Annotated in this window: 21 protein-coding genes; 4 read left to right on the top strand and 17 right to left on the bottom strand. The window is 46.1% G+C overall.

Going from position 1 to position 23,371, the window contains the following annotated elements:
* Positions 1-2: 2 nt before the first annotated feature.
* The 7 genes from sucC to sdhC all read right to left on the bottom strand — a co-directional run bounded on the left by sucC (position 3) and on the right by sdhC (position 8,709).
* Positions 3-1,169, bottom strand: a complete 1,167-nt coding sequence (gene sucC, locus H595_RS0109110; RefSeq protein WP_027670937.1) for an ADP-forming succinate--CoA ligase subunit beta — start codon at positions 1,167-1,169, stop codon at positions 3-5.
* A 144-nt stretch (positions 1,170-1,313) separates the two neighbouring features.
* Positions 1,314-2,510: a 2-oxoglutarate dehydrogenase complex dihydrolipoyllysine-residue succinyltransferase gene (gene odhB, locus H595_RS0109105; protein WP_027670936.1), complete on the bottom strand. Its 1,197-nt coding sequence runs from the start codon at positions 2,508-2,510 to the stop codon at positions 1,314-1,316.
* Positions 2,511-2,575: 65 nt separating this feature from the next.
* Entirely contained in the window at positions 2,576-5,386 is a 2,811-nt protein-coding gene (gene sucA / locus H595_RS0109100; RefSeq protein WP_027670935.1) for a 2-oxoglutarate dehydrogenase E1 component, read from the bottom strand.
* Between the two features lie 102 nt (positions 5,387-5,488).
* On the bottom strand, positions 5,489-6,208 hold the full coding sequence (locus H595_RS0109095) for a succinate dehydrogenase iron-sulfur subunit (RefSeq protein ID WP_027670934.1): 720 nt from the start codon (positions 6,206-6,208) through the stop codon (positions 5,489-5,491).
* A 12-nt stretch (positions 6,209-6,220) separates the two neighbouring features.
* Entirely contained in the window at positions 6,221-7,993 is a 1,773-nt protein-coding gene (gene sdhA / locus H595_RS0109090; RefSeq protein ID WP_027670933.1) for a succinate dehydrogenase flavoprotein subunit, read from the bottom strand.
* The gene (gene sdhD, locus H595_RS0109085; RefSeq protein ID WP_027670932.1) at positions 7,994-8,341 is read right to left on the bottom strand and encodes a succinate dehydrogenase, hydrophobic membrane anchor protein; all 348 of its coding nucleotides are present in this window, start codon (positions 8,339-8,341) and stop codon (positions 7,994-7,996) included.
* Positions 8,332-8,709, bottom strand: coding sequence for a succinate dehydrogenase, cytochrome b556 subunit (sdhC, locus tag H595_RS0109080; protein WP_027670931.1), 378 nt, complete (start codon positions 8,707-8,709; stop codon positions 8,332-8,334). Before sdhC ends, sdhD begins: the two co-directional genes overlap by 10 nt.
* A gap of 402 nt (positions 8,710-9,111) precedes the next feature.
* On the opposite strand from sdhC, the gene gltA reads away from it, so the two are divergent.
* The 3 genes from gltA (at position 9,112) to H595_RS0109065 (ending at position 12,172) form a co-directional block, all read left to right on the top strand.
* The gene (gene gltA, locus H595_RS0109075; RefSeq protein ID WP_027670930.1) at positions 9,112-10,395 is read left to right on the top strand and encodes a citrate synthase; all 1,284 of its coding nucleotides are present in this window, start codon (positions 9,112-9,114) and stop codon (positions 10,393-10,395) included.
* A 122-nt stretch (positions 10,396-10,517) separates the two neighbouring features.
* Positions 10,518-11,735, top strand: coding sequence for an aminotransferase class V-fold PLP-dependent enzyme (locus tag H595_RS0109070; RefSeq protein ID WP_027670929.1), 1,218 nt, complete (start codon positions 10,518-10,520; stop codon positions 11,733-11,735).
* A complete protein-coding gene (locus H595_RS0109065) occupies positions 11,732-12,172 on the top strand; it encodes a SufE family protein (protein WP_027670928.1) in 441 nt (146 codons plus the stop codon). Before H595_RS0109070 ends, H595_RS0109065 begins: the two co-directional genes overlap by 4 nt.
* Positions 12,173-12,183: 11 nt before the next feature.
* Here H595_RS0109065 and tcdA read toward each other — a convergent pair whose 3' ends face one another.
* Genes tcdA through H595_RS0109030 form a run of 7 tightly spaced genes read right to left on the bottom strand, consistent with a single transcriptional unit; the run spans position 12,184 to position 19,628 of the window.
* Entirely contained in the window at positions 12,184-12,981 is a 798-nt protein-coding gene (tcdA, locus tag H595_RS0109060; RefSeq protein WP_027670927.1) for a tRNA cyclic N6-threonylcarbamoyladenosine(37) synthase TcdA, read from the bottom strand.
* Positions 12,982-12,983: 2 nt separating this feature from the next.
* Complete coding sequence (locus H595_RS21955) at positions 12,984-13,688, bottom strand: TIGR01621 family pseudouridine synthase (RefSeq protein WP_051219808.1); 705 nt, start codon at positions 13,686-13,688, stop codon at positions 12,984-12,986.
* Positions 13,688-14,440 carry a 3-deoxy-manno-octulosonate cytidylyltransferase gene (gene kdsB, locus H595_RS0109050; RefSeq protein WP_027670926.1) on the bottom strand — a complete coding sequence of 251 codons (753 nt, stop codon included), beginning with the start codon at positions 14,438-14,440 and terminating at the stop codon, positions 13,688-13,690. The genes H595_RS21955 and kdsB overlap by 1 nt, the downstream gene beginning before the upstream one ends.
* Positions 14,428-14,625, bottom strand: a complete 198-nt coding sequence (locus tag H595_RS0109045; RefSeq protein ID WP_027670925.1) for a Trm112 family protein — start codon at positions 14,623-14,625, stop codon at positions 14,428-14,430. Before H595_RS0109045 ends, kdsB begins: the two co-directional genes overlap by 13 nt.
* Positions 14,615-15,604: a tetraacyldisaccharide 4'-kinase gene (gene lpxK, locus H595_RS0109040; RefSeq protein WP_084153545.1), complete on the bottom strand. Its 990-nt coding sequence runs from the start codon at positions 15,602-15,604 to the stop codon at positions 14,615-14,617. The genes H595_RS0109045 and lpxK overlap by 11 nt, the downstream gene beginning before the upstream one ends.
* A complete protein-coding gene (msbA, locus tag H595_RS0109035) occupies positions 15,601-17,352 on the bottom strand; it encodes a lipid A export permease/ATP-binding protein MsbA (RefSeq protein WP_051219807.1) in 1,752 nt (583 codons plus the stop codon). Before msbA ends, lpxK begins: the two co-directional genes overlap by 4 nt.
* A 32-nt stretch (positions 17,353-17,384) precedes the next feature.
* Entirely contained in the window at positions 17,385-19,628 is a 2,244-nt protein-coding gene (locus H595_RS0109030; RefSeq protein WP_027670922.1) for a DNA internalization-related competence protein ComEC/Rec2, read from the bottom strand.
* 24 nt (positions 19,629-19,652) lie between these two features.
* Here H595_RS0109030 and H595_RS0109025 point away from each other — a divergent pair, with 24 nt between their 5' ends.
* On the top strand, positions 19,653-20,183 hold the full coding sequence (locus tag H595_RS0109025) for a DUF2062 domain-containing protein (protein ID WP_027670921.1): 531 nt from the start codon (positions 19,653-19,655) through the stop codon (positions 20,181-20,183).
* Here H595_RS0109025 and H595_RS0109020 read toward each other — a convergent pair.
* The 3 genes from H595_RS0109020 to H595_RS0109010 are packed head-to-tail and all read right to left on the bottom strand — an operon-like array spanning position 20,180 to position 23,283.
* On the bottom strand, positions 20,180-21,418 hold the full coding sequence (locus H595_RS0109020; RefSeq protein ID WP_027670920.1) for a lipoprotein-releasing ABC transporter permease subunit: 1,239 nt from the start codon (positions 21,416-21,418) through the stop codon (positions 20,180-20,182). The two genes, H595_RS0109025 and H595_RS0109020, sit on opposite strands and share 4 nt — an antisense overlap.
* Positions 21,411-22,094 carry a lipoprotein-releasing ABC transporter ATP-binding protein LolD gene (lolD, locus tag H595_RS0109015; protein WP_027670919.1) on the bottom strand — a complete coding sequence of 228 codons (684 nt, stop codon included), beginning with the start codon at positions 22,092-22,094 and terminating at the stop codon, positions 21,411-21,413. The genes H595_RS0109020 and lolD overlap by 8 nt, the downstream gene beginning before the upstream one ends.
* Positions 22,087-23,283 (bottom strand): lipoprotein-releasing ABC transporter permease subunit, encoded by a 1,197-nt coding sequence (locus tag H595_RS0109010; RefSeq protein WP_027670918.1) that lies wholly within the window; start codon positions 23,281-23,283, stop codon positions 22,087-22,089. Before H595_RS0109010 ends, lolD begins: the two co-directional genes overlap by 8 nt.
* Positions 23,284-23,371: the final 88 nt, after the last annotated feature.

Below are 23,371 nucleotides of genomic sequence, written 5' to 3'. Positions count from 1 at the left end.
CCTTATGCCTTAGCCGCTGCTGCAACAACTTGCTTGGCAGCGCCAGTCAGGTCTGTATCAGCGATAATGTTCAGGCCGCTTTCTTGCAGTACTTTAGCGCCCAGTTCAGCATTGTTACCTTGTAAGCGAACAACAACAGGAACTTTAACACCAACTTCTTTAACCGCACCGATTACACCTTCAGCAATCATATCGCAACGCACGATACCGCCGAAAATGTTGATGAAAACGGCTTTAACCGCAGTATCAGACAGGATAATTTTAAACGCTTCAACAACGCGCTCTTTAGTCGCGCCGCCGCCAACGTCTAAGAAGTTAGCTGGTTGGCCACCGTGCAGTTTAACGATGTCCATAGTGCCCATTGCCAGGCCTGCACCGTTAACCATACAACCAATATCGCCACCTAAGGCAACATAGTTCAGCTCCCACGATGCAGCGTGTGCTTCGCGTGGATCTTCTTGTGATGGATCCTGCATGGCTTTTAACTCTGGGTGACGGTAAAGCGCATTACCATCGATAACCAGTTTGGCATCTAAACAGTGTAAGTCACCAGCTGGTGTAATAACCAACGGGTTTACTTCTAACAAGGCTAAGTCTTTTTCCTGGAACAGTTTGGCCAAACCCATGAAAATTTTCACGAATTGGTTAACTTGCTTGCCTTCAAGACCCAGTTTGAATGCTAACTCGCGACCCTGGTATGGCTGAGCGCCAACCAATGGATCAACAGCCGCTTTCAGAATTTTTTCTGGTGTTTCGTGGGCAACAGTTTCAATTTCCACGCCACCTTCAGTAGAAGCCATAAACACGATACGACGTGACGAGCGGTCTACTACTGCACCTAAGTACAGTTCTTTAGCGATATCAGTACAGGTTTCAACCAAAATACGGCTTACAGGCTGACCTTTTTCGTCTGTCTGATACGTAACCAGGTTTTTACCAAGCCATTTTTCTGCGAAAGCTTTGATGTCTTCTTTTGTCTTAACCAGTTTCACACCGCCCGCTTTACCGCGACCACCAGCGTGAACCTGAGCCTTAACAACAAACATATCGCCGCCGATTATATCTGCAGCTGCTACCGCTTCTTCTACTGTAGCTGCGGCGATGCCTTTAGATACAGGCAAACCATATTGGGCAAACAGTTGTTTACCCTGATACTCGTGCAAATTCATGGCTATTTTCCGTTCATTTGAATATGGAGGCTGGCCACTATGGTCAGCCTGAGATAGATCGGCGCATATTATAGTGCCAATCGGTTCAATAAAAAATGCCGTTGTAGCAAAACAACAGCATTTTCACTTACTTTTTCTGAATAATTAGATATCCAGCAGAATACGTGTTGGATCTTCCAGTAACTCTTTAATGGTTACCAGGAAACCAACCGACTCTTTACCATCGATAATACGGTGATCATAAGACAGTGCCAGGTACATCATTGGCAAAATTTCCATTTTGCCATCAACAACCATCACACGGTCCTGAATTTTGTGCATACCTAAAATGGCAGACTGTGGTGGGTTGATAATAGGCGTTGACATTAATGAGCCAAATACACCACCGTTAGTGATAGTAAAGTTACCGCCCGTTAAGTCGTCCATGGCTAATTTGCCATCACGGCCTTTTAACGCCAGCTCTTTAATGGCTTTTTCAATTTCTGCCAGGTTCATTTTATCGCAATCACGTAGCACAGGTGTTACCAAACCACGTGGTGTTGATACTGCAATGCTAACATCGAAATAGTTGTGGTAAACAATATCATCACCATCAATGGCGGCGTTAACTTCAGGGAAACGCTTTAATGCTTCTGTTACCGCTTTAACGTAGAAAGACATAAAACCTAAACGGATACCGTGACGTTTTTCAAATACGTCTTGATACTGCTTACGCAGGTCCATAATAGGCTTCATGTTAACTTCGTTAAACGTGGTTAACATGGCGGTAGAGTTTTTCGCTTCCAACAGACGGTTTGCAATAGTTTTACGCAGACGTGTCATTGGTACACGCTTCTGGCTACGATCACCAGCAACAGCAGGCGCGGCAGCCGGAGCAGCAGCTTTAGCGGGTGCAGCAGAAACAAACTTCTCTACATCTTCTTTAGTAACACGGCCATTTTTGCCAGTGCCTTTAATTTTGCTGGCATCTAAGCCTTTTTCAGCAATCATGCGGCGGACTGACGGGCTTAATGCGTCATCATTACTGTCATCTGAGCTAGCAGGCGCTGCATCCGTTTTTGTATCATCTTGTTTTGCCGGTGCGTCATCTTTTTTCGCCGCAGGCGCGCCACCGGCTTCCATTTTACCGATAACTTCTTCTGCCGTTACCGTTGCACCTGAGTCATGAATGATTTCACCCATAACGCCATCGGCCTGCGCGAAAACTTCTAGTACCACTTTGTCGGTTTCAATATCAACTAATACCTGGTCGCGTGTTACGGCTTCGCCAGTTTTAACGTGCCAGGTGGCGATGGTTGCGTCTGCAACAGATTCTGGAAGTACGGGTACTTTAATTTCCACTTTTTCACCTTTTACCGGTTGGTCTAATTTTGGTAACCGGCTCTATTAAAGAGCCGGATAATATCTTATTTAATAGTCAGTGCGTCGTTAATCAGCGCCTGCTGCTGCTTGTTGTGTACAGACAGGTAACCTACTGCAGGTGATGATGAAGCATCACGTCCTGCATACGTCAGACTACCCGCTTTTGGAATTGCAGCACGGAAATGGTGCTGACTGCAGTACCATGCACCCTGATTTTGAGGTTCTTCCTGACACCAGACAAAATCGGTAACATGCTGATACTGGCTTAGTACTTCTGCCATTTCTTCGTGCGGAAACGGATACAACTGTTCAACACGTACAATAGCTACATCGCTTTGCTCACGCTTACGACGCTCTTCCAGTAACTCGTAGTATACTTTGCCGCTACAAAACACCACACGCTTAACGTCAGTGGGTTTGATTTCATCGATCTCACCAATCACATTATGGAACTTGCCAGCAGCAAGTTCTTCCAACGTTGACGTTGCCAAAGGATGACGTAACAACGACTTAGGCGACATAACTATAAGTGGCCGACGCATTGGGCGAACCATCTGGCGGCGTAACATATTAAACACCTGCGCTGGTGTCGTTGGTACACAAACTTGCATATTGTGATCAGCACATAACTGCAAGAAACGTTCTAATCTTGCTGAAGAGTGTTCAGGACCTTGCCCCTCATAACCATGCGGTAAAAGCAAAGTTAAACCACATAAACGGCCCCATTTCTGTTCACCAGAACTTAAGAATTGGTCAATGACCACTTGGGCGCCGTTGGCAAAATCACCAAACTGGCCTTCCCAAATAACCATCGCGCGAGGCTCTGCTGTGGCATAGCCATATTCAAACGCCAAAACCGCCTCTTCTGACAACGCCGAATCATAAACCTGAAATGGTCCCTGCTCATCGTTGATGTGTTCCAGCGGCGTGTAGGTGTTACCGTCGGTCTGATTGTGCAGTACAGCATGACGGTGGAAAAAGGTACCACGACCCGAATCCTGCCCTACAATACGAATACGGCTCCCTTCAGCAACCGTTGAGGCATACGCCAGAATTTCAGCAAAGCCCCAGTCAATTTTCTTCTCACCCGCCAACATTAAAGCGCGGTCTTCGTAAACACGGCCAACCTGACGTTGTAGCGTATGTGACTCAGGAATATGGGTCGCTTTTTTGCCTAAATCAACCAACTTTTCTACTGTCACGCTAGCGTCATAGGTTGCGTCCCAATCGTGGCCCAAAAACGGTGTCCAATCTACAGACGTTTCTGTCATTGGTCGCCACTCTTCAACAACGCAGTCACCTTTATCTAGCGCATCACGATATTGCTCTGTCATCTCACTAATTTGTTCAGTGGTGAATAAGCCTTCTGCTACCAATTTTTTGGCATAGATTTCACGTGGTATCGGGTGTTTTTTAATTTTCTGATACATCAATGGCTGAGTGGCATTTGGCTCGTCAGCTTCGTTATGACCGTTACGGCGATAACACACCAGGTCAATAACTACATCCCGCTTAAAAGTATTGCGATAATCTACCGCCAGTTGAGCAACAAATATTACGGCTTCAGGATCATCACCATTCACATGGAAAATTGGTGCCTGAACCATTTTTGCGATATCAGTACAATATTCAGTTGAACGCGTATCTTCTGGATTAGACGTGGTAAAACCCACTTGATTATTAATAACCAAGCGAATAGTACCGCCAACCTTAAAGGCACGGGTTTGCGAAATATTGAAGGTTTCAGCGACTACACCTTGCCCCGCAAACGCCGAGTCTCCGTGAATAGTAATAGGTAATGCCAGCGAGCCGTCGGTGCAACCACGACGGTCTAAACGCGCGCGTACTGAACCAATAACCACAGGATTAACAATTTCCAGATGCGAGGGGTTAAACGCAAGCGCTAAGTGTACATTGCCGCCTGAGGTTTCAAAATCTGACGAGAAACCCATGTGATATTTCACATCACCGGCGCCAACTACTTCATATTTACCTGCAAACTCATCAAACAACTTAGACGGGTTTTTACCCAATACGTTAACAAGCGTATTTAACCGGCCACGGTGCGCCATACCAATTACGCAATCTTTAGCGCCCTGCTCACCGGCGCGGTGAATCATCGCTTTAAGCATCGGTACCATGGCGTCGCCGCCTTCTAAACCAAAACGCTTAGCACCAGGAAATTTAGCAGATAGATATTTTTCTAAACCATCGGCAGCAACTAACCCTTTAAGAATACTGGTCTTAGCTGTTTTATCATACGAAGGTGTTGACTGAACCGACTCTAAGCGCTGTTGGATCCAGCGTTTTTCATCAGTAGAGACAATGTGCATATATTCCGCACCGATAGAACCACAATAGGTTTTCTCCAATGCCTTGTGCAACTCGCCTAATTTCATTGTCTCTTTGCCAATGGCAAGTGATCCAACATTGAACTCGGTATCGTAATCACTTTCAGACAGGTCGTGATATGACAATTCAAGATCACGTACACGTGATTGCTTCCACAAACCTAGTGGATCAAGATTGGCTTGCTGATGGCCGCGAAAGCGGTACGAATTAATCAGCTGCAGCACTTTAACTTGACGATTGTCGGAGGCAGTACCTGAGTTAACCACCACCACTTCGCGGTGTTTATTCCGGGCTAATTCAGCGAATTGTTGTCGAACGTCTGAGTGACGGGTTTCAAGATCGACACCGTCGAGTTTAGGCAACTTAGCAAAAAACTCACGCCATTCGTCACCGACGCTGGTAGGTTCAGCTAAGTAGGATTCATACAGCTCATCGACGTAGGCCATGTTGCCACCGCCAAGATGAGAAGACTCGAGCCACGCCTTCATTACACCTTCGTGCATTTAGTTTCCCTTAATTTCCGCGCACCTGGAAAAAGTAGCAAAAAAACAGCCTGTTCGCAGGTTACCAGGCTGTTTTTCATTCACATATCAAAAAAGGGCGCATTACAGCGCCCGGTTCAACAACATAGATTTAATCTGACCAATCGCTTTAGTTGGGTTTAACCCTTTAGGACATACGTTAACGCAGTTCATGATGCCATGGCAGCGGAATACGCTGAACGCATCATCCAAATCGTTTAAACGTTGTTCTGTTGCAGTATCACGGCTGTCGGCCAAAAAACGATACGCATGAAGCAAACCAGCTGGTCCAATAAACTTATCCGGGTTCCACCAGAACGACGGACAAGACGTTGAACAACATGCACACAAAATACACTCGTATAATCCATCAAGCTTAGCACGCTCTTCTGGAGATTGCAGAAACTCACCAGCTGGAGGCAACTTACCGTCATTGATGAGGTAAGGCTTCACTTTTTCATACTGAGTATAAAACTGACTCATGTCGACGACTAAGTCGCGCACAACCGGCAAACCGGGTAAAGGGCGAACAACAATTTTGCCTCCCTTCAAACCTACAGCAGACAAAGGCGTAATACACGCTAAGCCATTTTTACCGTTCATGTTCAAACCATCTGAACCACACACGCCTTCGCGGCAGCTGCGACGGAATGATAACGAGGGATCTTGCTCTTTAAGCTTAATCAATGCATCTAACACCATCATATCCCGGCCCTCCGGGTTATCCAGTGTGTAATCCTGCATGCGCGGCGCTTTGTCGACATCAGGGTTGTAACGATATACGGAGATAACTAACTTCTTCATCGCTGTGCCCTCTTAGTAATTACGTGCTTTAGGCGGGAAAGCATCACGGAACTTAGGTTCCATGTTAACTTTACGCTTAATCATCGACTCAGTATCTGGCGAATAAACGCTGTGGCATAACCAGTTGGCGTCATCACGGTCCGGGAAATCAAAACGAGCATGTGCACCACGGCTTTCTGTACGGAAATTCGCAGCCACGGCCGTAGAAAAAGCGGTTTCCATCAGGTTATCAAGCTCCAGACATTCAATACGCGCGGTATTGAAATCTGAACTCTTGTCATCCAGACGGGCAAATTTCAAACGTTCACGGATTTCTTTGAGTTGCTCTAAACCTTCAGCCATGGCTTTACCTTCACGAAATACCGAGAAGTTAAGTTGCATACATTGCTGTAAGTCTTTCTTAATTTGCACCGGGTCTTCACCCTGACCAGGTTTGGAATCTTCCCAACGCTTGGTACGGGCTAATGCCGCATCAATATCTGACTGGCTTGCAGCACGTGCCTCTGCAGTAGCCGCTAAAGCTTCACCTAAATGCAGGCCGGTAGCGCGTCCAAATACCACTAAATCAAGTAGTGAGTTACCACCTAAACGGTTCGCACCATGTACAGATACACAGGCAATTTCACCACAAGCGAATAAACCAGCGACAATTGGCTCAGAACCATCCGCCTTAGGCGATATGACTTGACCATGCACATTAGTAGGAATACCGCCCATCATATAGTGACAGGTTGGTATAACCGGAATGGGTTCTTTAACCGGGTCAACGTGAGCAAAAGTACGAGATAATTCACAAATACCTGGCAGACGGCTCTCAAGTACTTCTGCGCCTAAGTGATCAAGTTTAAGCTTAATGTGTGGACCCCATGGGCCATCACATCCGCGACCTTCACGAATTTCAGTCATCATTGAACGTGCTACTACGTCACGGCCGGCTAAATCTTTCGCATTTGGCGCATAACGTTCCATGAAACGCTCGCCATCTTTGTTTAGCAAGTAACCGCCTTCACCGCGACAACCTTCTGTCACCAGCGTTCCAGCACCGGCAATACCGGTTGGGTGGAATTGCCACATTTCCATATCTTGCAACGGTACGCCAGCACGCAAAGCCATACCTACACCGTCACCAGTATTGATGTGAGCATTGGTAGTAGAAGCATAAATACGACCAGCACCACCGGTGGCTAGTACAGTAGCCTTGGCTTTAAAGTAAACAATTTCGCCAGTTTCAATATCAATAGCGGTACAACCCACAACGGCACCGTCTTGGTTTTTAACCAAATCCAGTGCATACCACTCAGAAAACACCTGAGTTCTGTTTTTTACGTTTTGTTGATACAGCAAATGCAATAAGGCATGGCCTGTACGGTCAGCTGCTGCTGCAGTACGCGCCGCTTGCTCGCCACCAAAATTCTTTGACTGACCACCAAATGGACGCTGATACACGCGGCCATTTTCTAAACGTGAAAATGGCAAGCCCATGTTTTCTAATTCAGTTATTGCTTCAGGGCCAGTTTTACACATGTATTCAATAGCGTCCTGGTCACCGATATAATCGGAGCCTTTAACAGTATCAAACATGTGCCATTCCCAGTTATCTTCATGGCTATTGCCCAATGCAACGGTAATACCGCCTTGAGCAGACACCGTATGAGAACGGGTAGGAAACACTTTAGATAATAATGCGCAGGTTAAACCTGATTCGGTAATTTGCAGTGCTGCACGCATGCCCGCACCGCCGGCGCCAATTACAATGGCGTCAAATTCTCTTACTGGAATAGTCACTTAGGCACCCCACAGAACAAACAGGCCAACCGCAACATATGCGAAAGCCAGGGCATAAAGGAAAAATTGTAATACTGCACGCATCGCAGCTGACTTAACATAGTCAGTGATGACCTGCCACAAGCCAATACGGGTATGTACAGCAATAGACACTAACGCTAATAAGGTAAACACCTTTACCAGTACGTTGGCGAATAAACCGTGCCATACGTCAAAGGTGATTTCCGGGGTGCAAATAAAGAAACCCAGAATAAAAACGCTATACAGCGCCAGCACAATTGCTGTTGCCCGCAACGATACATAATCCTGGACGCCATCGCGTTTCAGGCTTGCCTGATTCAGAACCATAACCATACTCCTGCTAGTACTGCTAATACGATCCACACCGCAATCGTAATTTTCGCGCTTAAATTACCTGATTTAAGCTCTTCCCAGTGCCCCATATCCATAACAAGATGGCGTATACCGCCCACCAGGTGATAGATAAGAACAGTGATAGTGCCCCAAGCAATAAATTTAGCCAGGTGAGACGTCATTAGTGCTTTAACATAGTCAAAGCTCTGCTGATCTTGAAGCGAGTACGCCCAAGCCCAGATAACGAATACCAGAGCAAAGAACAATGCTACGCCGGTAACACGGTGCAGAATTGACGCTATGGCAGGTGCCGGAAACGATATGGTAGAGAGGTCTAGATTTACTGGTCTTTGTTTTTTCACAGTGCTTGCCCATCGATGCCCATAATCGAGCTCTTGTTGTCATTGTCGTTGTCATTGCTGTATAAACAGTCAACACCCAAACCCTATACACTTTATTGCCCAAACTGGATCAGTGCTGACATATCAGCAAAAAAAAGCAAAAAGTGCTTGCTGAGTGAACTGTTTAAAAACCGCAATAGTATATATTTCGTAAGTCGTTATTACAATTTTTGTTTAGTTTTACTCGAAAAAATCCGTATTTGGAACATTACACATTTTACACCTTAGAGCAATAATACTAGAGTCGAATACTTATTGAGCAAAAACGCATTAAAATTGACTTTCAGGGGTCGTTTGCAGGTAGAATGGCGACCAATTTGCTAAATTCCTTTAACCCGATACTACAACAACAGGAGAAATCCAATGGCAGATAAAAAGGCCGTCGTGCAGATCGATGGGAAATCGTTCGAGTTGCCAATCTATTCTGGCAGCACCGGCACTGACGTAATTGATGTTCGCGCCTTGGGTCAGCATGGTTACTTCACCTTCGATCCGGGTTTTATGTCTACCGGTTCTTGTGAATCTAAAATCACCTATATCGATGGCGACAATGGCGTGTTATTACATCGCGGTTATCCTATAGAGCAGCTGGCTGATCATTCCGACTACCTGGAGCTGTGCTACCTGTTATTAGAAGGTGAACTCCCCAGCGCAGAAAAATACAATCACTTTAAACACACCATTACTCGCCACACCATGGTGCATGAGAAAATCGCGGCCTTTTTTCAGGGCTTCCGCGTAGATGCTCACCCTATGGCGATGTTATGTGGTGTTGTAGGTGCAATGTCGTCATTTTACCATTCTGATTTAGACATTAATGACCCGGCACAGCGTAAACGTAGCGCGCATCGCTTAATCGCAAAGATGCCAACGTTATCTGCTATGGCTTACAAGTACACCGTAGGTCAACCGTTTGTCTATCCGCGCAACGAATTAAGCTATTCAGAAAACTTCCTGCATATGATGTTTTCTGTTCCAGCGGAAGATTACACCGTAAGCCCGATACTGGCCAAAGCTATGGACCGTATCTTTATGTTACATGCTGACCATGAACAAAATGCTTCAACGTCAACAGTACGTTTAGCTGGCTCATCAGGCGCTAACCCTTACGCCTGTATTGCGGCCGGTGTTGCATCCCTGTGGGGCCCTGCCCACGGTGGCGCTAATGAAGCCTGTTTGAAAATGTTACAGCAAATTGGATCGGTTGATCGTATTCCAGAATTTGTTGCCCGTGCTAAAGACAAGAATGACTCATTCCGTCTGATGGGATTTGGCCACCGCGTTTACAAAAACTTTGACCCACGCGCCAAAGTTATGCGTGAAACCTGCCATGAAGTGTTGCAAGAACTCAACGTTAAAGACCCGTTGTTAGATGTGGCAATGGAATTGGAACGTATCGCACTGGAAGACCCGTACTTCATCGAGAAGAAATTGTACCCGAACGTTGATTTCTACTCTGGCATCATTTTGAAAGCCATTGGTATTCCAACAAGCATGTTCACCGTGATTTTCGCCATGTCTCGCACTGTTGGCTGGATTTCTCACTGGGATGAAATGCTAGGTGAAAAAGGCCATAAAATTGGTCGACCGCGTCAGCTTTACACCGGATACACCGCACGAGATTTTCCCCCGTTGAATAAGCGGTAATTTTCTCTTACACAAAAAGCGGCTTAGGTCGCTTTTTTCTTGCCTAATTTAACCTGCTGGTTTGCTCCTGTTAAAGAAAACAGGCAAAATCGCTCCATCTTAGTTCGCGGATCCCTGCCCCTATGCCTGTTTTTGATGTACAGCAGTTTCGCCAGCAGTTTTCTTTTTTTCAACACAACCCTGGCTGGGTCTATCTGGACAACGCTGCAACCATGCATAAACCCGATGCAGTTGTCAGTGCTATTAGCCAGTTTTATCAACAACACAATAGTAATGTACATCGGGGGGCACACCAATTAAGCCAGCAGGCAACGCGACTTTTTGAACAAGCTCGCACGACTGTTTGCCGGTATATAAATGCAAAATCATCAGAAGAAGTTATTTTTACCAGTGGTGCTACAGCTGCATTAAATCAAATTGCTTTCGGTTTAATGCACACAGTGCTTGGCGCTGGCGATCGCGTTTTACTAACGCAATTAGAACATCACGCCAATATTGTACCGTGGCAACTACATTGCCAGCGTTATGGTGTCATCATTGATGTTGTGCCGCTTACAGCCGATAACCAATTGGATATGACAGCGTATCAACAACTGCTTGAACGTAAACCTAAAGTAGTGAGTTTTAGTCATATTTCTAATGTATTAGGGCATATTCAACCCATAGACGCCATGTTAGCGCTAGCAAAAAAAGCGGGGGCTATTACCGTTGTCGACGGTGCGCAAGGTGTTGTTTACAAACAACCCGATATGCAGCAACTAGACTGTGATTTTTATGTTTTTTCTGGTCATAAACTCTACGGCCCGACCGGTATCGGTATACTGTATGGCAAAAAGGATTGGCTAGAAAAACTAACGCCTATTTTTGCCGGCGGTGAGATGATTGAACAGGTAAGCTTTGTTAACACTACGTTTAATAAACTACCCTTTAAATTAGAAGCCGGTACGCCCAATATTGCTGGGGCTTTGGGCCTGGCTGCAGCCATTGATTGGTTACAACTCTATAACACTGAACAACTAATTCAGCATAAATTACTGTTATTAAAAGAATTCTATAATGGGTTGTCTGTAATAAAAGGCATAGATATTTTATCTTTGCCTGTGCATAATGCAGGCATAGTGGCATTAAATGTGAGTAATGAGCACCCTGCAGATGTGGCTGAATTATTAAATCAGCAAAACATTGCAGTGCGTTCAGGCCAACATTGTGCTATGCCATTATTTAGTTATTTAGCGCGGCCTGGTGCAGTTAGGTGCTCTTTTGCCGCATACAATTCACTGGACGATGTAAACCGGTGTTTGCTTGCATTGGAGCAGGCTGTGGAGATATTAACTGCATGAAATTAGAACAATTATTAGCAGAAACTCGCTCCGCTTTAGTACAGATTAATGAGCAGGATCTGTCTAAGATAACCCAGGCAAAAGACTGGCAGAGCAAATACAGAGTGTTAATGCAACTGGGCAAAAAACTCCCGCCTGTGCCAGAGAAGATGAAACAACCAGAATTATTAGTTAAAGGTTGTGAAAGCCGGGCCTGGTTGTTGCACTACCATAACAAAACAGACGACAAGCATTATTTTGTTTTGGATAGTGAAGCGCGCATTGTTAAAGGCTTGATGGCGATAATGCTCTGCCTGGTTAATGGGATGAGCAGTGCTGAACTGGCTAAATTTGATTTAAACCACAAGTTTGACCAACTCAATTTAAAACCGTATCTAAGTCAATCACGCGGCAGCGGATTAACCGCGATGGCAGAAAAAATCAAAGCCTGCTGTTAAAACAAACAACACTAATTAGGCCGTGACAGCTTCTTAAGCACCTTTGACACAGCAGCAAAACCAAAACTTGCGGTAACTACAGTTACCGCACCAAAGCCACCGCTACAATCCAACCGCATGCTGCTTACATCGCCGTTAGTATTTTGCTGTGCAGCTTTCTGCTGACATACCGTGCCATCAGGTTGCGGATAAACTAACTGTTCTGTTGAATACACGCAGTCTATACCAAAGCGGCGTTTAGGGTTACGGCTGTAATTGTAATCTCGACGCAAGGTATTGCGTACTTTAGAAAGTAAAGGATCATTGATAGTCTGGGTTAAATCGGCAATTTGTATTTGGGTAGGATCAGTCTGCCCGCCGGCACCGCCAGTACTAATCACATTAATTTTATTGCGTTTACAATATGCAAGTAGGGCAACTTTTGCTTTGATTGAGTCAATAGCATCTATAACATAGTCCAGCTTTGGCGAAATAAGCTGATGTAAATTATCAGTGGCAATAAAATCTTCTATTTGATGCACAATACAGTCTGGATTAATCGCTTTTATACGCTGGGCCATTACCGCCACTTTATCCTGGCCTACTGTGTCACTCAATGCATGCAATTGGCGATTAATATTGCTTATGCACACGTCATCCAAGTCAATAAGCGTAATTTCACCAATCCCTGAACGGGCTAATGCCTCAGCGGCCCAACTTCCTACGCCGCCAATGCCAACGACACACACATGCGCCTGACGAAAGGTTTCAAGTGCAGTAACACCGTATAAACGAACAATACCGGCAAAACGTAATAGATAATCTGACATGCTTACTCGTTAGCTCTTTGCTGTAGTTTATAATCAGGCCAATTTAGCTGCCATGGCGTTGTCCATTGTGCAAGTGCATTATATTGACACAATTGTTGAAAAAATTGGCCTTGGTCGGGTGGTAGTACATAGTGAAATACTTTGCCTGACAAGTTGAAATGCAGTGCGTAGGCATGTAAATAAACCCGATCCGAAGTACTGCCTTGATACAGTTCGTCCCCCAAAATGGCTGCACCAATGCTTTTAAGCGCAACGCGGACTTGGTGTGTTTTACCACTGAAAGGTTTGATTAAAAACGCTCTGAAAGGTAAATCGGCAAAACCCTGACTAACAAAATAACTCACCGCCGGATTGTGCTGACTAGTGAGTAACTTCCAGGCGCCACGTCTGGCAGGAGCCATATCCCCTTTTACCCAACCCTGCTTCTTGGTAGGTTTGGCTACCGACAAGGCCAGATAAAATTTTTGTACCTGATGTGTACTAAAGAGTTGGGTAAGCTCAGCCGCGGCCTTACTGCTGCGTGCAAGAATAATAAGACCTGACGTAACCTTGTCCAACCGGTGCACGCTAAACAATGGATAGCCTAACTGCTTCGCAGCCAACACCACTAAACCGGCGCCATCCTCAGAGTGAAAACTAACCCCTGCGGCTTTGTTTAACACAACGAAATCAGGCTGCTCGTCTATCAGCGTAAACGGCACTTGCACTAGGTTAAACTTGCAGCATAACGCTGAGCATGTAACAAGTCTTCAGGGGTGTCTACCCCTACCGCAGGGGTTTCCAGCGCCGTATCAACATGTATGGCTTCGCCTTGCCACAGCACACGCAGTTGCTCAAGGCTTTCAATCTGCTCTAAGGTTGACGCTGGCCAGTCAACATAACGCTGTATAAAGCCGGCTCGATAGGCATAAATACCAATATGACGACGATAATGCGCTGCAAGCTCGTGCTTAAATTGGCCGTCACGGTCAAACGGAATAACGCTGCGACTAAAATACAGCGCATATCCGTTTTTATCACTCACCACTTTAACAATATTCGGGTTGGCAATTTCCGCAGCGTTTGTTAACGGCACCGCCAGTGTCGCCATCTGTGCTTTGTGCTGCGTAGCAAGATTTTGCGCCACTTGTTTTATGATTAAAGGCGGAATAAAAGGCTCGTCGCCCTGCACATTTACTACAACCGTATCCGCAGGCAGTTGCAGCTTGCTAACCACCTCGGCTAAACGTTCGGTACCAGAGTTATGATCTGCACGCGTCATGCAAACCTCACCGCCAAAGGTGTCAACCACGTCAGCAACGCGGCGATCATCAGTGGCAATAACAATACGGCTGGCACCACTTTTAAGTGCTTGTTGATAGACACGCTCAATCATGGTTATTCCGCCGATATCAGCCAACGGTTTACCCGGCAACCGACTACTGGCAAAGCGAGCCGGAATAACGACTAGGAACGCCATTGTTCCACCTCTTCCAGCGTTAGCTGGCGTGCTTCATCAGCCAAAAGCACCGGTATATTGTCTCGCACCGGATACGCCAAACGATCAAAAGTACAGATTAGCTGTTGCGATGGCTGATCATACTTAAGTTTGCCCTTGCATAGCGGACACGCCAGAATATCGGTTAATGCTATTTTAAGTGCCATTTCTGCTCCGCAGTTTAGTCAGGATTAAGTGTAATTTTGTAGTAAGTGCGCGGTCCAGTTTGGCGTCAACCCCTAAACTGAACCAGTTTGGTTTGGCAAAGTTGCGACATTTTACCGCATCTTTTTCAGTCATCAGCAGTGGCCCTGGAATATCAGCTAAATCGGCCTCAGTGAACTGATGATGATCAGAAAAAAACCGTGTTGCCGAGATATTAAAACCCGCCTCTAGCACAGTGCGTTCAAAACGTGCTGGATTACCAATGCCTGCGACCAGGGTCACCTCTGTCCCCTGCGCTAAACAAGCATCGCCAACTAATGCTACAGGAGCCGCAGGTGTCAGTTGCATAAGCCCATCGGCTAGGACATCTAACTGAGTGTTCGCAACAACCAAATCCACCAGTTTTAAACGCCAGATACCTTCTCGTAAAGGCCCGGCCGGCAATAACTGGCCATTGCCAAAACCGCGGCTGCCGTCAATAAGCACAATTTCAACATCCCTGGCTAAGCGATAATGCTGTAAGCCATCATCACTGATCACGATATCGCACTGAGTATGCTGCAATAAGTACTGCACGGCGGCAACACGGTCCGGGCAAACCACCACCGGCGCACCGCTGCGCTGAGCCAGTAATAAAGGTTCATCACCGACCTGCCCAGCTGGTGAATTAACATTCACCAGCGTTGGCTGACGAATATCAGCGCCGTAACCGCGACTGACAATACCAGGCCTCCAACCTTGCTGTCGTAACAGATGGCATAATTTTAACGTAAAGGGCGTTTTGCCGGTACCACCAATACTGATATTGCCCACGACGATAACTGGCACAGCATGCCTGTATTGTTTCATTAAACCTATACGGAACAAGCCTCGGCGTATACCGGTTAGAGCGGCATACAACCAAGCGAGGGGGAGTAAATACCAATAGGGGCGGTCTTTTTCATACCAAAGCTGTTCCAGCCAACGGCTACCTTGACTCACGCCTGTTCGCCAAATTGCATTTTATATAATTGTGCATAAGCTCCATCTAATGCTAACAATTCAGTATGATTGCCCTGCTCTACGATGCGCCCTTGTTCCATGACAATGATGCTGTCTGCATTTTCAATCGTTGATAAGCGATGCGCAATGACAATGCTGGTGCGGCCTTTAAGCAGTTCATTCAACGCAGCTTGAATTTTACGTTCAGATTCAGTATCCAGTGCAGATGTTGCTTCATCCAGGATTAAAATTGGGGCTTCACGAAACAAAGCACGGGCTATAGCGATTCGCTGGCGCTGTCCACCTGACAAACTTACCCCATTCTCGCCAATAACGGTTTGCAGCCCGTCTTTAAGCTGTTCAGCAAATTCCAACACATGGGCTTTTTCAGCAACCGCTAATAACTGCTCATTTGATACCGGCGCCGTGCAACCGTAGGTAATGTTATTGGCAATGGTATCGTTAAATAACGTGACATGCTGCGACACCACCGCCAACTGCTGACGCAGTGAAGCCAATGTGCAGTCACTAATATTATGTTCATCAATGTATATATCGCCGCTAGTTAGCTCATAAAAGCGTGGCAACAAGCTTGAAATGGTGGTTTTACCACTGCCTGAACGGCCAACCAATGCAATAGTTTTGCCCGCAGGCGCGCTAAAGCTGATATCAAACAGCACCTGCTTCTCATGCCCGGGGTAACTAAAATTCACCCGTTCAAAGCGAATGTCACCTGTTACACGTTCCAGCTTAGTGGTGCCATTATCTTGCTCTACCGACTGGTCTAATATTTCAAATACACTGGCTGCGGCAGATAAACCACGCTGAAATTCGCTGTTTACCGTTGTTAACTGCTTGAGCGGGCGCAATAACATCATCATCGAACCAACGATGGTGGTAAACACCCCGGCTGACAAGCTATTAAGCATTTCCGGAAAGCTGGCCATGTAAACCACAAACGCAAGAGCAAATGAAGCAATAATCTGAATAGTCGATACGCTAATAGCCCGCGTTGCTTCCATCTTGACATCCTGACGGCGGGTAAGATTGTTGATGCTGGCAAAACGCTGGCTTTCAATTTGCTGTCCACCAAATGACAAAATGACTTTATGGCCATTTAGCATTTGTTCAGAACTGGTTGTCACATCACCCATGGCAGTTTGAATATTGCGACTTAACAAGCGAAAACGTCTTGAGACAAATCGAACAACTACCGCAATAACGGGGGCAATTAGCAGAAAAATCGCAGACAATTGCCAACTATAGTAGAACATCATCACCAGCAAGCCAGAGACAAATACGCCTTCACGTACTAATACGGCCAACGCCTTTGAAGTGGTTTGTTTAATTTGTTCGGTATTATAGGTCACCTTTGAGATCAATTCGCCGGTGGAATGCTGGTCATGAAAACTCACCGGCAAACGCATAAAGTGTTCAAATAATTGCTGGCGCATATTTTGTACAATATGTGTGCCCACCCAATTCAGGCAATAACTCGCCACAAAGTTACACAGGCCACGCATAAAGAAAATAACGACAACAAAAATGGGGGCATAACGTAAATAGTCAGTGTTTTTACCATTGATGCCTTTATCAATAAAATCCGGCAAATTTGAAATAAAATACACATCAACCAGCGCGTAGCCCAGCATACCCAACGCCGCCGCAATAAAGCCGATACGATATGGTCTAACATAGCTTAACAAGCGTCGTACGGTTGAGGATGTTATGATGTTCGACTGCGCCAAAGTGCTGTCCTACAGAAAATATTTTGCTTATTCTAACGTGTTGTTCGCAAGGTTTCAGCATTTCCAATCGGCTTTTGCAGCCAAAAGGGTATTCTTTGCGCTCTATACTCTGTGACATCCAGCCCTGCCTCAGTGATATCAAGCCGTATAGCACCGCTTTGTGCCGTATTAATTAACGAAATGCCCAACGCCGCCAACCTTTGCTGTACCTGTGTCGCAGGATGTTGGTGCCGGTTATATAGACTGGCACTGTTAAACGCAATTTGTGGCGCCAACTGATGCAAAAACGCAAAATGGCTGGAACTGTTACTGCCATGATGCGGCAAAATTAAAACGTTAGCGCGTAAATTGGGATAGCGCTGCAACAACTGGCGTTCAACCTGCTGACCTATGTCACCAGGCAGTAAAATATGCCAGCCATACAACTGAATTAATAACACGCAAGAGCGATCATTTTTGCTGCTAAAGCCGTCGGTACTCAAAACCGTCAACTGGGCGTCAAAATAGTTGGTTGGTAACTGTTGGCATGGTGTTGCTGCAGCTAAATGCGAAATATCCGCATAAAGCCTTACGTGCGGGTAAGCTTTTTGCAACAGCGTCCAGTCACCGGTGTGATCGCTGTCATCATGACTTAACAGCAAATAGTCCAGCCGTTTAATACCGCGCTGGCGTAAATAAGGCAGTACCTGAGAGGCTGTTGCACTATAAGCGCCATAGCGCGGGCCAGCATCATATAACAGCCCCCGATCGTCATATTGCAACAGCACAGCAAGTCCCTGGCCAACATCAATTAAATGTAATTGCCACTGTGCTGGCCTAAGTGTGCTGTGAAATATTGGCAGTAATAACAATGGCAGTAAAAACCAGAAACGTCGTATGCCACAGAGATAACTCAGTAACCCCACTGCCCCTGCACTTACCAGCCAAACCGCAGATATGTCTGGCAGCGCCAGCCACTGGCCATGCTCTGCGCACCAGTTTAACCACCATAGCAGTGGACGAAATACCCAATCACAGAGTTGCCACAATAACCCGCTTCCGGGCACGCCGCAGAGTTCCACCACTAACGTTAGCAACACTAGCGGGATTGCCACCACACTACACCAAGGAATAAACAATAGATTCGACACGATAGAAAGTACGGCACTGCCATCAAATAACAACAGGCTAAGCAGTGCCATAAAAACGGTTAAGCTAAGATGAAAATACACAAACTGTCTAAGCTTACTACGCCAGCCGCCAACGAATGTTCCTAAGCGCCACAGCACAAAGAAGATGATCGCAACCGCCAACAGTGACAACCAAAAGCTTTTACTCAAGACAAAGAATGGCTCAAAAAGCAACAACACGGCACTTAGTAATAACCAGTAGCTACTGTAATTTATCGATTTATGCTGTAACAACGCGGTAACTAACAGCAACAGTGCTACCGTTGCGCGAACTGTTGGTATGGCAAAACCGGCAAGCCAGGCATAACACAGACACAAGAACAGGCTCCCCACTAACGCAACCGGCTGGCGCCAAACTAACCAACGTAACGGCCAGGGTAATAAACGCAGCAGCAGTAAGCTCCAGCCAAACACCAAACCAATATGCAAGCCAGATATTGCCATTAGGTGAGCTAAACCTGAATGCTGCAAACCGTGCCACAAAGATGTTGAAAACTGACGTTCGCCCATTGTCAGCGCTAACAGCAAAGGCCCTGTAGGCAATGAACTGACATTAGCCGCAATGTCTTCAAGCCAACGCTGCCGTAAATCATCTTGTTGTCCCAGCAACATAGCCGGCTCGGCGGAGATTACGCTGCCCTGCGCAACAATTTTTTGCAGCAGCGCTGCCGCTTCTTTGTTTACTCCACCAGGATTAGCCACACCCGCTACCGGTTTTAGCCTGGCATTTAACTGCCAGCGTTGCCCAGCGTGCAGCGACATTGGCGGCACGCTCCAATTCAACGAGACAAAATAGCCCGCTGCAGGCCCAGTCTCCAGACGCAGTATAAATTGGCTATACTCAGCAAAGTGCTTTGGCTTTTCGGTAATAGTGCCGTTAATGGATTGCTCTACATTCAGCAGGTGCTGCTGTGCTTGCTGATAGTCATCAAATTGCCAAATCCAACACAAGAAAAACGCTGCAACACCAGTGAAACAGTGGTAGTGACATCGCAGTGCCACCAAAATTACCACTAATAGCAAAAATACTGAGAAAAAAGGTGGCACTATTGGCAAAAATAATGACAATAGGCTGCCAATGAGCACACCGATACAAAAAGATTTCATGTTTGTTTTTTGTGAATAGGTTGTATGCCAAAGAACTTTATTAAAAAATATTTACCATCTCCAGAGAAAATCAAGCAACAAAAGCTTTTAAAGTTGTTTGGTAGTTTGCTGCACGATGGCAATTTGTGGCACTTAAACCGGCGTTCAGCGCGCGGCGCCTTTGCGGTTGGGCTGTTTTTTGCCTGGATGCCTATCCCGTTTCAAATGGTAGCCTCAGCTGCGGTAGCTATACCGATGCGGGTCAATTTACCGCTGTCGGTGTCACTGGTTTGGCTGACCAATCCATTAACTATGCCGGTGTTGTTTTATCTGAGTTATCTGGTGGGGTGTGTTGTTTTACGTATCCCGGTGGAACACTTTGCTTTCGAGGCGAGCTGGTCATGGCTACAACATAGTATTAGCTCTATTGGCAAACCTTTTATCACGGGCTGTTTGCTAATGGGCATTTGCTCAGCCGTTGCGGGCTATTTTATTATTGACTGGCTGTGGCGAGTTTCTATTCGAAAAGCGCAACTATTAAGAAAACTAAAACGCAGACATCACAATAAGCATTAACGCTGTCCCAGCACTCTGGCGGGTTGTACCTTGCTGGCACGCCAAGCCGGATATAACGTAGCAAGCAGACTCATGATAAGTGCAACACCCAGAGTCAACAATACGTCTTGCCACTGTAATAATGACGGAATATAGTTGATAAAATAAATGCTAGGATCAAGTAACGAGTGCCCAAGTACCTGCGTAACGAAAGCAAAAATAGGCTCAATATACCACGCCAGAATAACGCCCAAGATAACGCCAATCACGCTGCCAACTAAACCATTAAGCCAACCCAGCCACATAAACGTGAGGATCACTGTCGTTGGTGATACTCCCATGGTAAGCAAGATGGCAATGTCACCTTCTTTTTCCCGCACAGCCATCACTAGTGTTGCAACGATATTAAAACACGCGACGGCAATAACTAACGCCAGTACCAGATATAAAATACTGCGTACCATCTGAATATCCTGATATACATGGCCCTGGCTGCGAAACCAATCCAGCAAATAAACATAGTCTTCAGATTCTCGCCCAAGTTGCCGAGCCATTTGCGGCGCCTGAAAAATGTCATTCAACTTAAATGCAAAACCCTGAACGGTATTCGCAGGAAAATCGAGTAAGGTGCCAAGCGTTGACATATTTAACCATATTTGACTGTAATCCAGTTGCCCACCTACTGCCACAATACCACTGACAGTTAAGCTCGCCGTGCTGTGGCTGGCAAGTCGACCGTCGTCGGTCAGTTTTGGCAGTAAAAGCTGTACTTGTTGGCCAATTTGCACCCCCAGTGCATCAGCAATCCCCTGCCCCAACACCACGTCGTTATTTGTTAGCGTATCAAGTTGGCCTGCACTGACATAGCGGGCAAAATCACTGATGCGTCGTTCATTGCTAAGTGAAATACCCCGCACCTCAGCCGCTTTAACAGCGGTACCAAAGCGTAACATACCATTGGTTTTAATATAGGGAGCAACAGCTTCTACACCGGCTACATTGGCAAATTTTTGCTGTTTGCGTTGCCAATCTGGTATTTGTTGTTGCACAGCTTCTAGTTCAACATGGGGGATAACTGACAACAATCGCTGTTTTAACGCGAGTTCAAAACCATTCATGACCGAAAGCGCTAGAATTAGAATAGCTACGCCAAGTGCAATACCTGAAGTTGAACTGGCCGAAATAAAACGAATAAAGCCACTACTATGGCGCGTATTACGATAGCGCTTTGCTAATTGCCAAGCCAAACTAGCCATTTGAGCTCTCCAGATGGCCATCCCGCATCAGCACGTAACGATCAAGTCGTGATGCCAGCTGTAAATCATGCGTTACCACAATAAAGCTGGTACCCAACTCGCGATTTAAACTACGTAACAGTTGATAAATGGCTTCAGCAGTATGCTGATCAAGATTACCCGTCGGCTCATCCGCTAAAACAAGCGCGGGCTCAGAAACTAACGCTCTGGCAATAGCGACACGCTGACGCTCCCCGCCACTTAGTTCAGCCGGCCTGTGGCTTGCACGGTGTGACAAGTTTACCCGCTGAAGCATCGCTTGCGCTCGCTGTTGTGCAACCGACGCAGACAACCCTCGAATTAACAGAGGCATAGCGACATTTTCCAACGCAGTAAAGTCCATTAGCAAGTGATGAAATTGATAAATAAACCCCAGTTGCTCGTTACGCAACCGTGCTTTTTCAGCGGATGATAACGTGGCGACATTTTTACCTAACAAGCTTAACGAACCGCTATCTGGCTTATCTAGCGTACCTAAAATATGTAGCAATGTGCTCTTACCTGAACCAGAACTACCCACTATAGCCAACATATCTGCTTGATTAATACAAAGATCAACTCCGTGCAATACATCTGTTACTTGCTGTCCATCACGATAGCTTTTACAAATTTTTTCTGCTGTTAATACGTTACTCATCACGCAATATGTCCGCTGGATTAATGCTCACGGCACGTTTAGCCGGGTACCATACCGCAAGCAACGTCAATGCAACCGCACTGAACAAAATTAAACACAATTGGTTAAATCGAATATCAACTGGTAAGGAAATACCCGGGACCAGCTGTAACCCCGTTAGCGCTAGCAATGGGTTAAGCTGCCAGCACAGTAACACCCCGGCGATAGCGCCACCCAAGGCACCGACGACACCATTGCTTAAGCCTTGTACCGCGAAAACATTAAATAACTGTCGATCGCTCATCCCAAGCGTTTTTAAAATTGCAATTTCTGCCTGTTTGTCCGTCACCATCATTACCAGCGCTGACACGATGTTAAATGCAGCAACGGCTACAATAAGCAACAACATCAACCACATCATGGCTTTTTCCATCGCAACCGCAGCAAACAGCTTGCCCTGGCTTTGCCGCCAGTCCTCTACCTGTAATGATGTATTTAATGATAACTGTTCTGCTAGCGCCGGGGCAGCGAAGGGATCCGAAAGCGTTACACGCCACTGCAACTGAGCACTACTACTAATGAGCTTGCTTAAATCAGCTAAATTAGCCACTGCCAGGTGTTTATCGACATCTGAACCGGATTCAAGAATACCCACAACAGTAAATAATCGCTGCCGTGGTACCCACCCCATTGGGGTATAGCTGCCAGCCTGGGGCAACATAAATCGCAACGGATCACCCACTGACACTTCTAATTGTTCAGCAAGGCCGCGCCCAAGTACCACACCATAACGTTGACTAGCAAACTGCTGCCAATCGCCGACAATAAGTGCCTGTTGCATAAAATCGGGTAACGCATCAACCGTGACACCTTGCAACAAAACGCCTGTGAGCTGTCGAGGTGATTGAACCAGCGCTTCAGCTTGTAAAAATGGCGTGACCTGCTGCACCAGTGGTTGCTGCAACACGTCATCTTGCCAGCTATCACTACTATCCGCTGTTGAAGTAATCACTAAATGCGGGATCACACCCAAGATGCGTTTTTTCAACTCGCCTTCAAAACCATTCATAACTGAGCTGACAATCGTCAACGCCATTACGCCCAGAAAAATACCTGCCACAGAAAACAGCGTGATAAAGGAGATAAAGGCATTACCCTTGCGGCTTTGGCTATAGCGTAAACCGATAAACAAACTGACTGGTAACTGCATCCTAATATTCAGGACAATGCCCACGTTAGATGGTAAAGTGGCGTCGATCATAGAGATAATTGTCAGTCGTGACAAGCAGCTTGCAAAG

It is taken from the genome of Rheinheimera baltica DSM 14885 (assembly GCF_000425345.1).
GTDB lineage: Bacteria > Pseudomonadota > Gammaproteobacteria > Enterobacterales > Alteromonadaceae > Alishewanella > Alishewanella baltica.
This window is presented reverse-complemented; position numbering and strand designations above follow the sequence as displayed.

What these genes read in the sequence shown, in the direction of transcription:
- H595_RS0109020 (WP_027670920.1), bottom strand. Translation starts at nt 21,418, where the DNA reads ATGGCTAGTTTGGCTTGGCAATTAGCAAAGCGCTATCGTAATACGCGC.
- sdhD (WP_027670932.1), bottom strand. Translation starts at nt 8,341, where the DNA reads ATGGTTCTGAATCAGGCAAGCCTGAAACGCGATGGCGTCCAGGATTAT.
- H595_RS0109025 (WP_027670921.1), top strand. Translation starts at nt 19,653, where the DNA reads ATGCCAAAGAACTTTATTAAAAAATATTTACCATCTCCAGAGAAAATC.
- gltA (WP_027670930.1), top strand. Translation starts at nt 9,112, where the DNA reads ATGGCAGATAAAAAGGCCGTCGTGCAGATCGATGGGAAATCGTTCGAG.
- H595_RS0109045 (WP_027670925.1), bottom strand. Translation starts at nt 14,625, where the DNA reads ATGGCACTTAAAATAGCATTAACCGATATTCTGGCGTGTCCGCTATGC.
- H595_RS0109065 (WP_027670928.1), top strand. Translation starts at nt 11,732, where the DNA reads ATGAAATTAGAACAATTATTAGCAGAAACTCGCTCCGCTTTAGTACAG.
- H595_RS0109030 (WP_027670922.1), bottom strand. Translation starts at nt 19,628, where the DNA reads ATGAAATCTTTTTGTATCGGTGTGCTCATTGGCAGCCTATTGTCATTA.
- H595_RS0109070 (WP_027670929.1), top strand. Translation starts at nt 10,518, where the DNA reads ATGCCTGTTTTTGATGTACAGCAGTTTCGCCAGCAGTTTTCTTTTTTT.
- tcdA (WP_027670927.1), bottom strand. Translation starts at nt 12,981, where the DNA reads ATGTCAGATTATCTATTACGTTTTGCCGGTATTGTTCGTTTATACGGT.
- sucC (WP_027670937.1), bottom strand. Translation starts at nt 1,169, where the DNA reads ATGAATTTGCACGAGTATCAGGGTAAACAACTGTTTGCCCAATATGGT.
- H595_RS0109010 (WP_027670918.1), bottom strand. Translation starts at nt 23,283, where the DNA reads ATGCAGTTACCAGTCAGTTTGTTTATCGGTTTACGCTATAGCCAAAGC.
- lolD (WP_027670919.1), bottom strand. Translation starts at nt 22,094, where the DNA reads ATGAGTAACGTATTAACAGCAGAAAAAATTTGTAAAAGCTATCGTGAT.
- kdsB (WP_027670926.1), bottom strand. Translation starts at nt 14,440, where the DNA reads ATGGCGTTCCTAGTCGTTATTCCGGCTCGCTTTGCCAGTAGTCGGTTG.
- H595_RS0109095 (WP_027670934.1), bottom strand. Translation starts at nt 6,208, where the DNA reads ATGAAGAAGTTAGTTATCTCCGTATATCGTTACAACCCTGATGTCGAC.
- sucA (WP_027670935.1), bottom strand. Translation starts at nt 5,386, where the DNA reads ATGCACGAAGGTGTAATGAAGGCGTGGCTCGAGTCTTCTCATCTTGGC.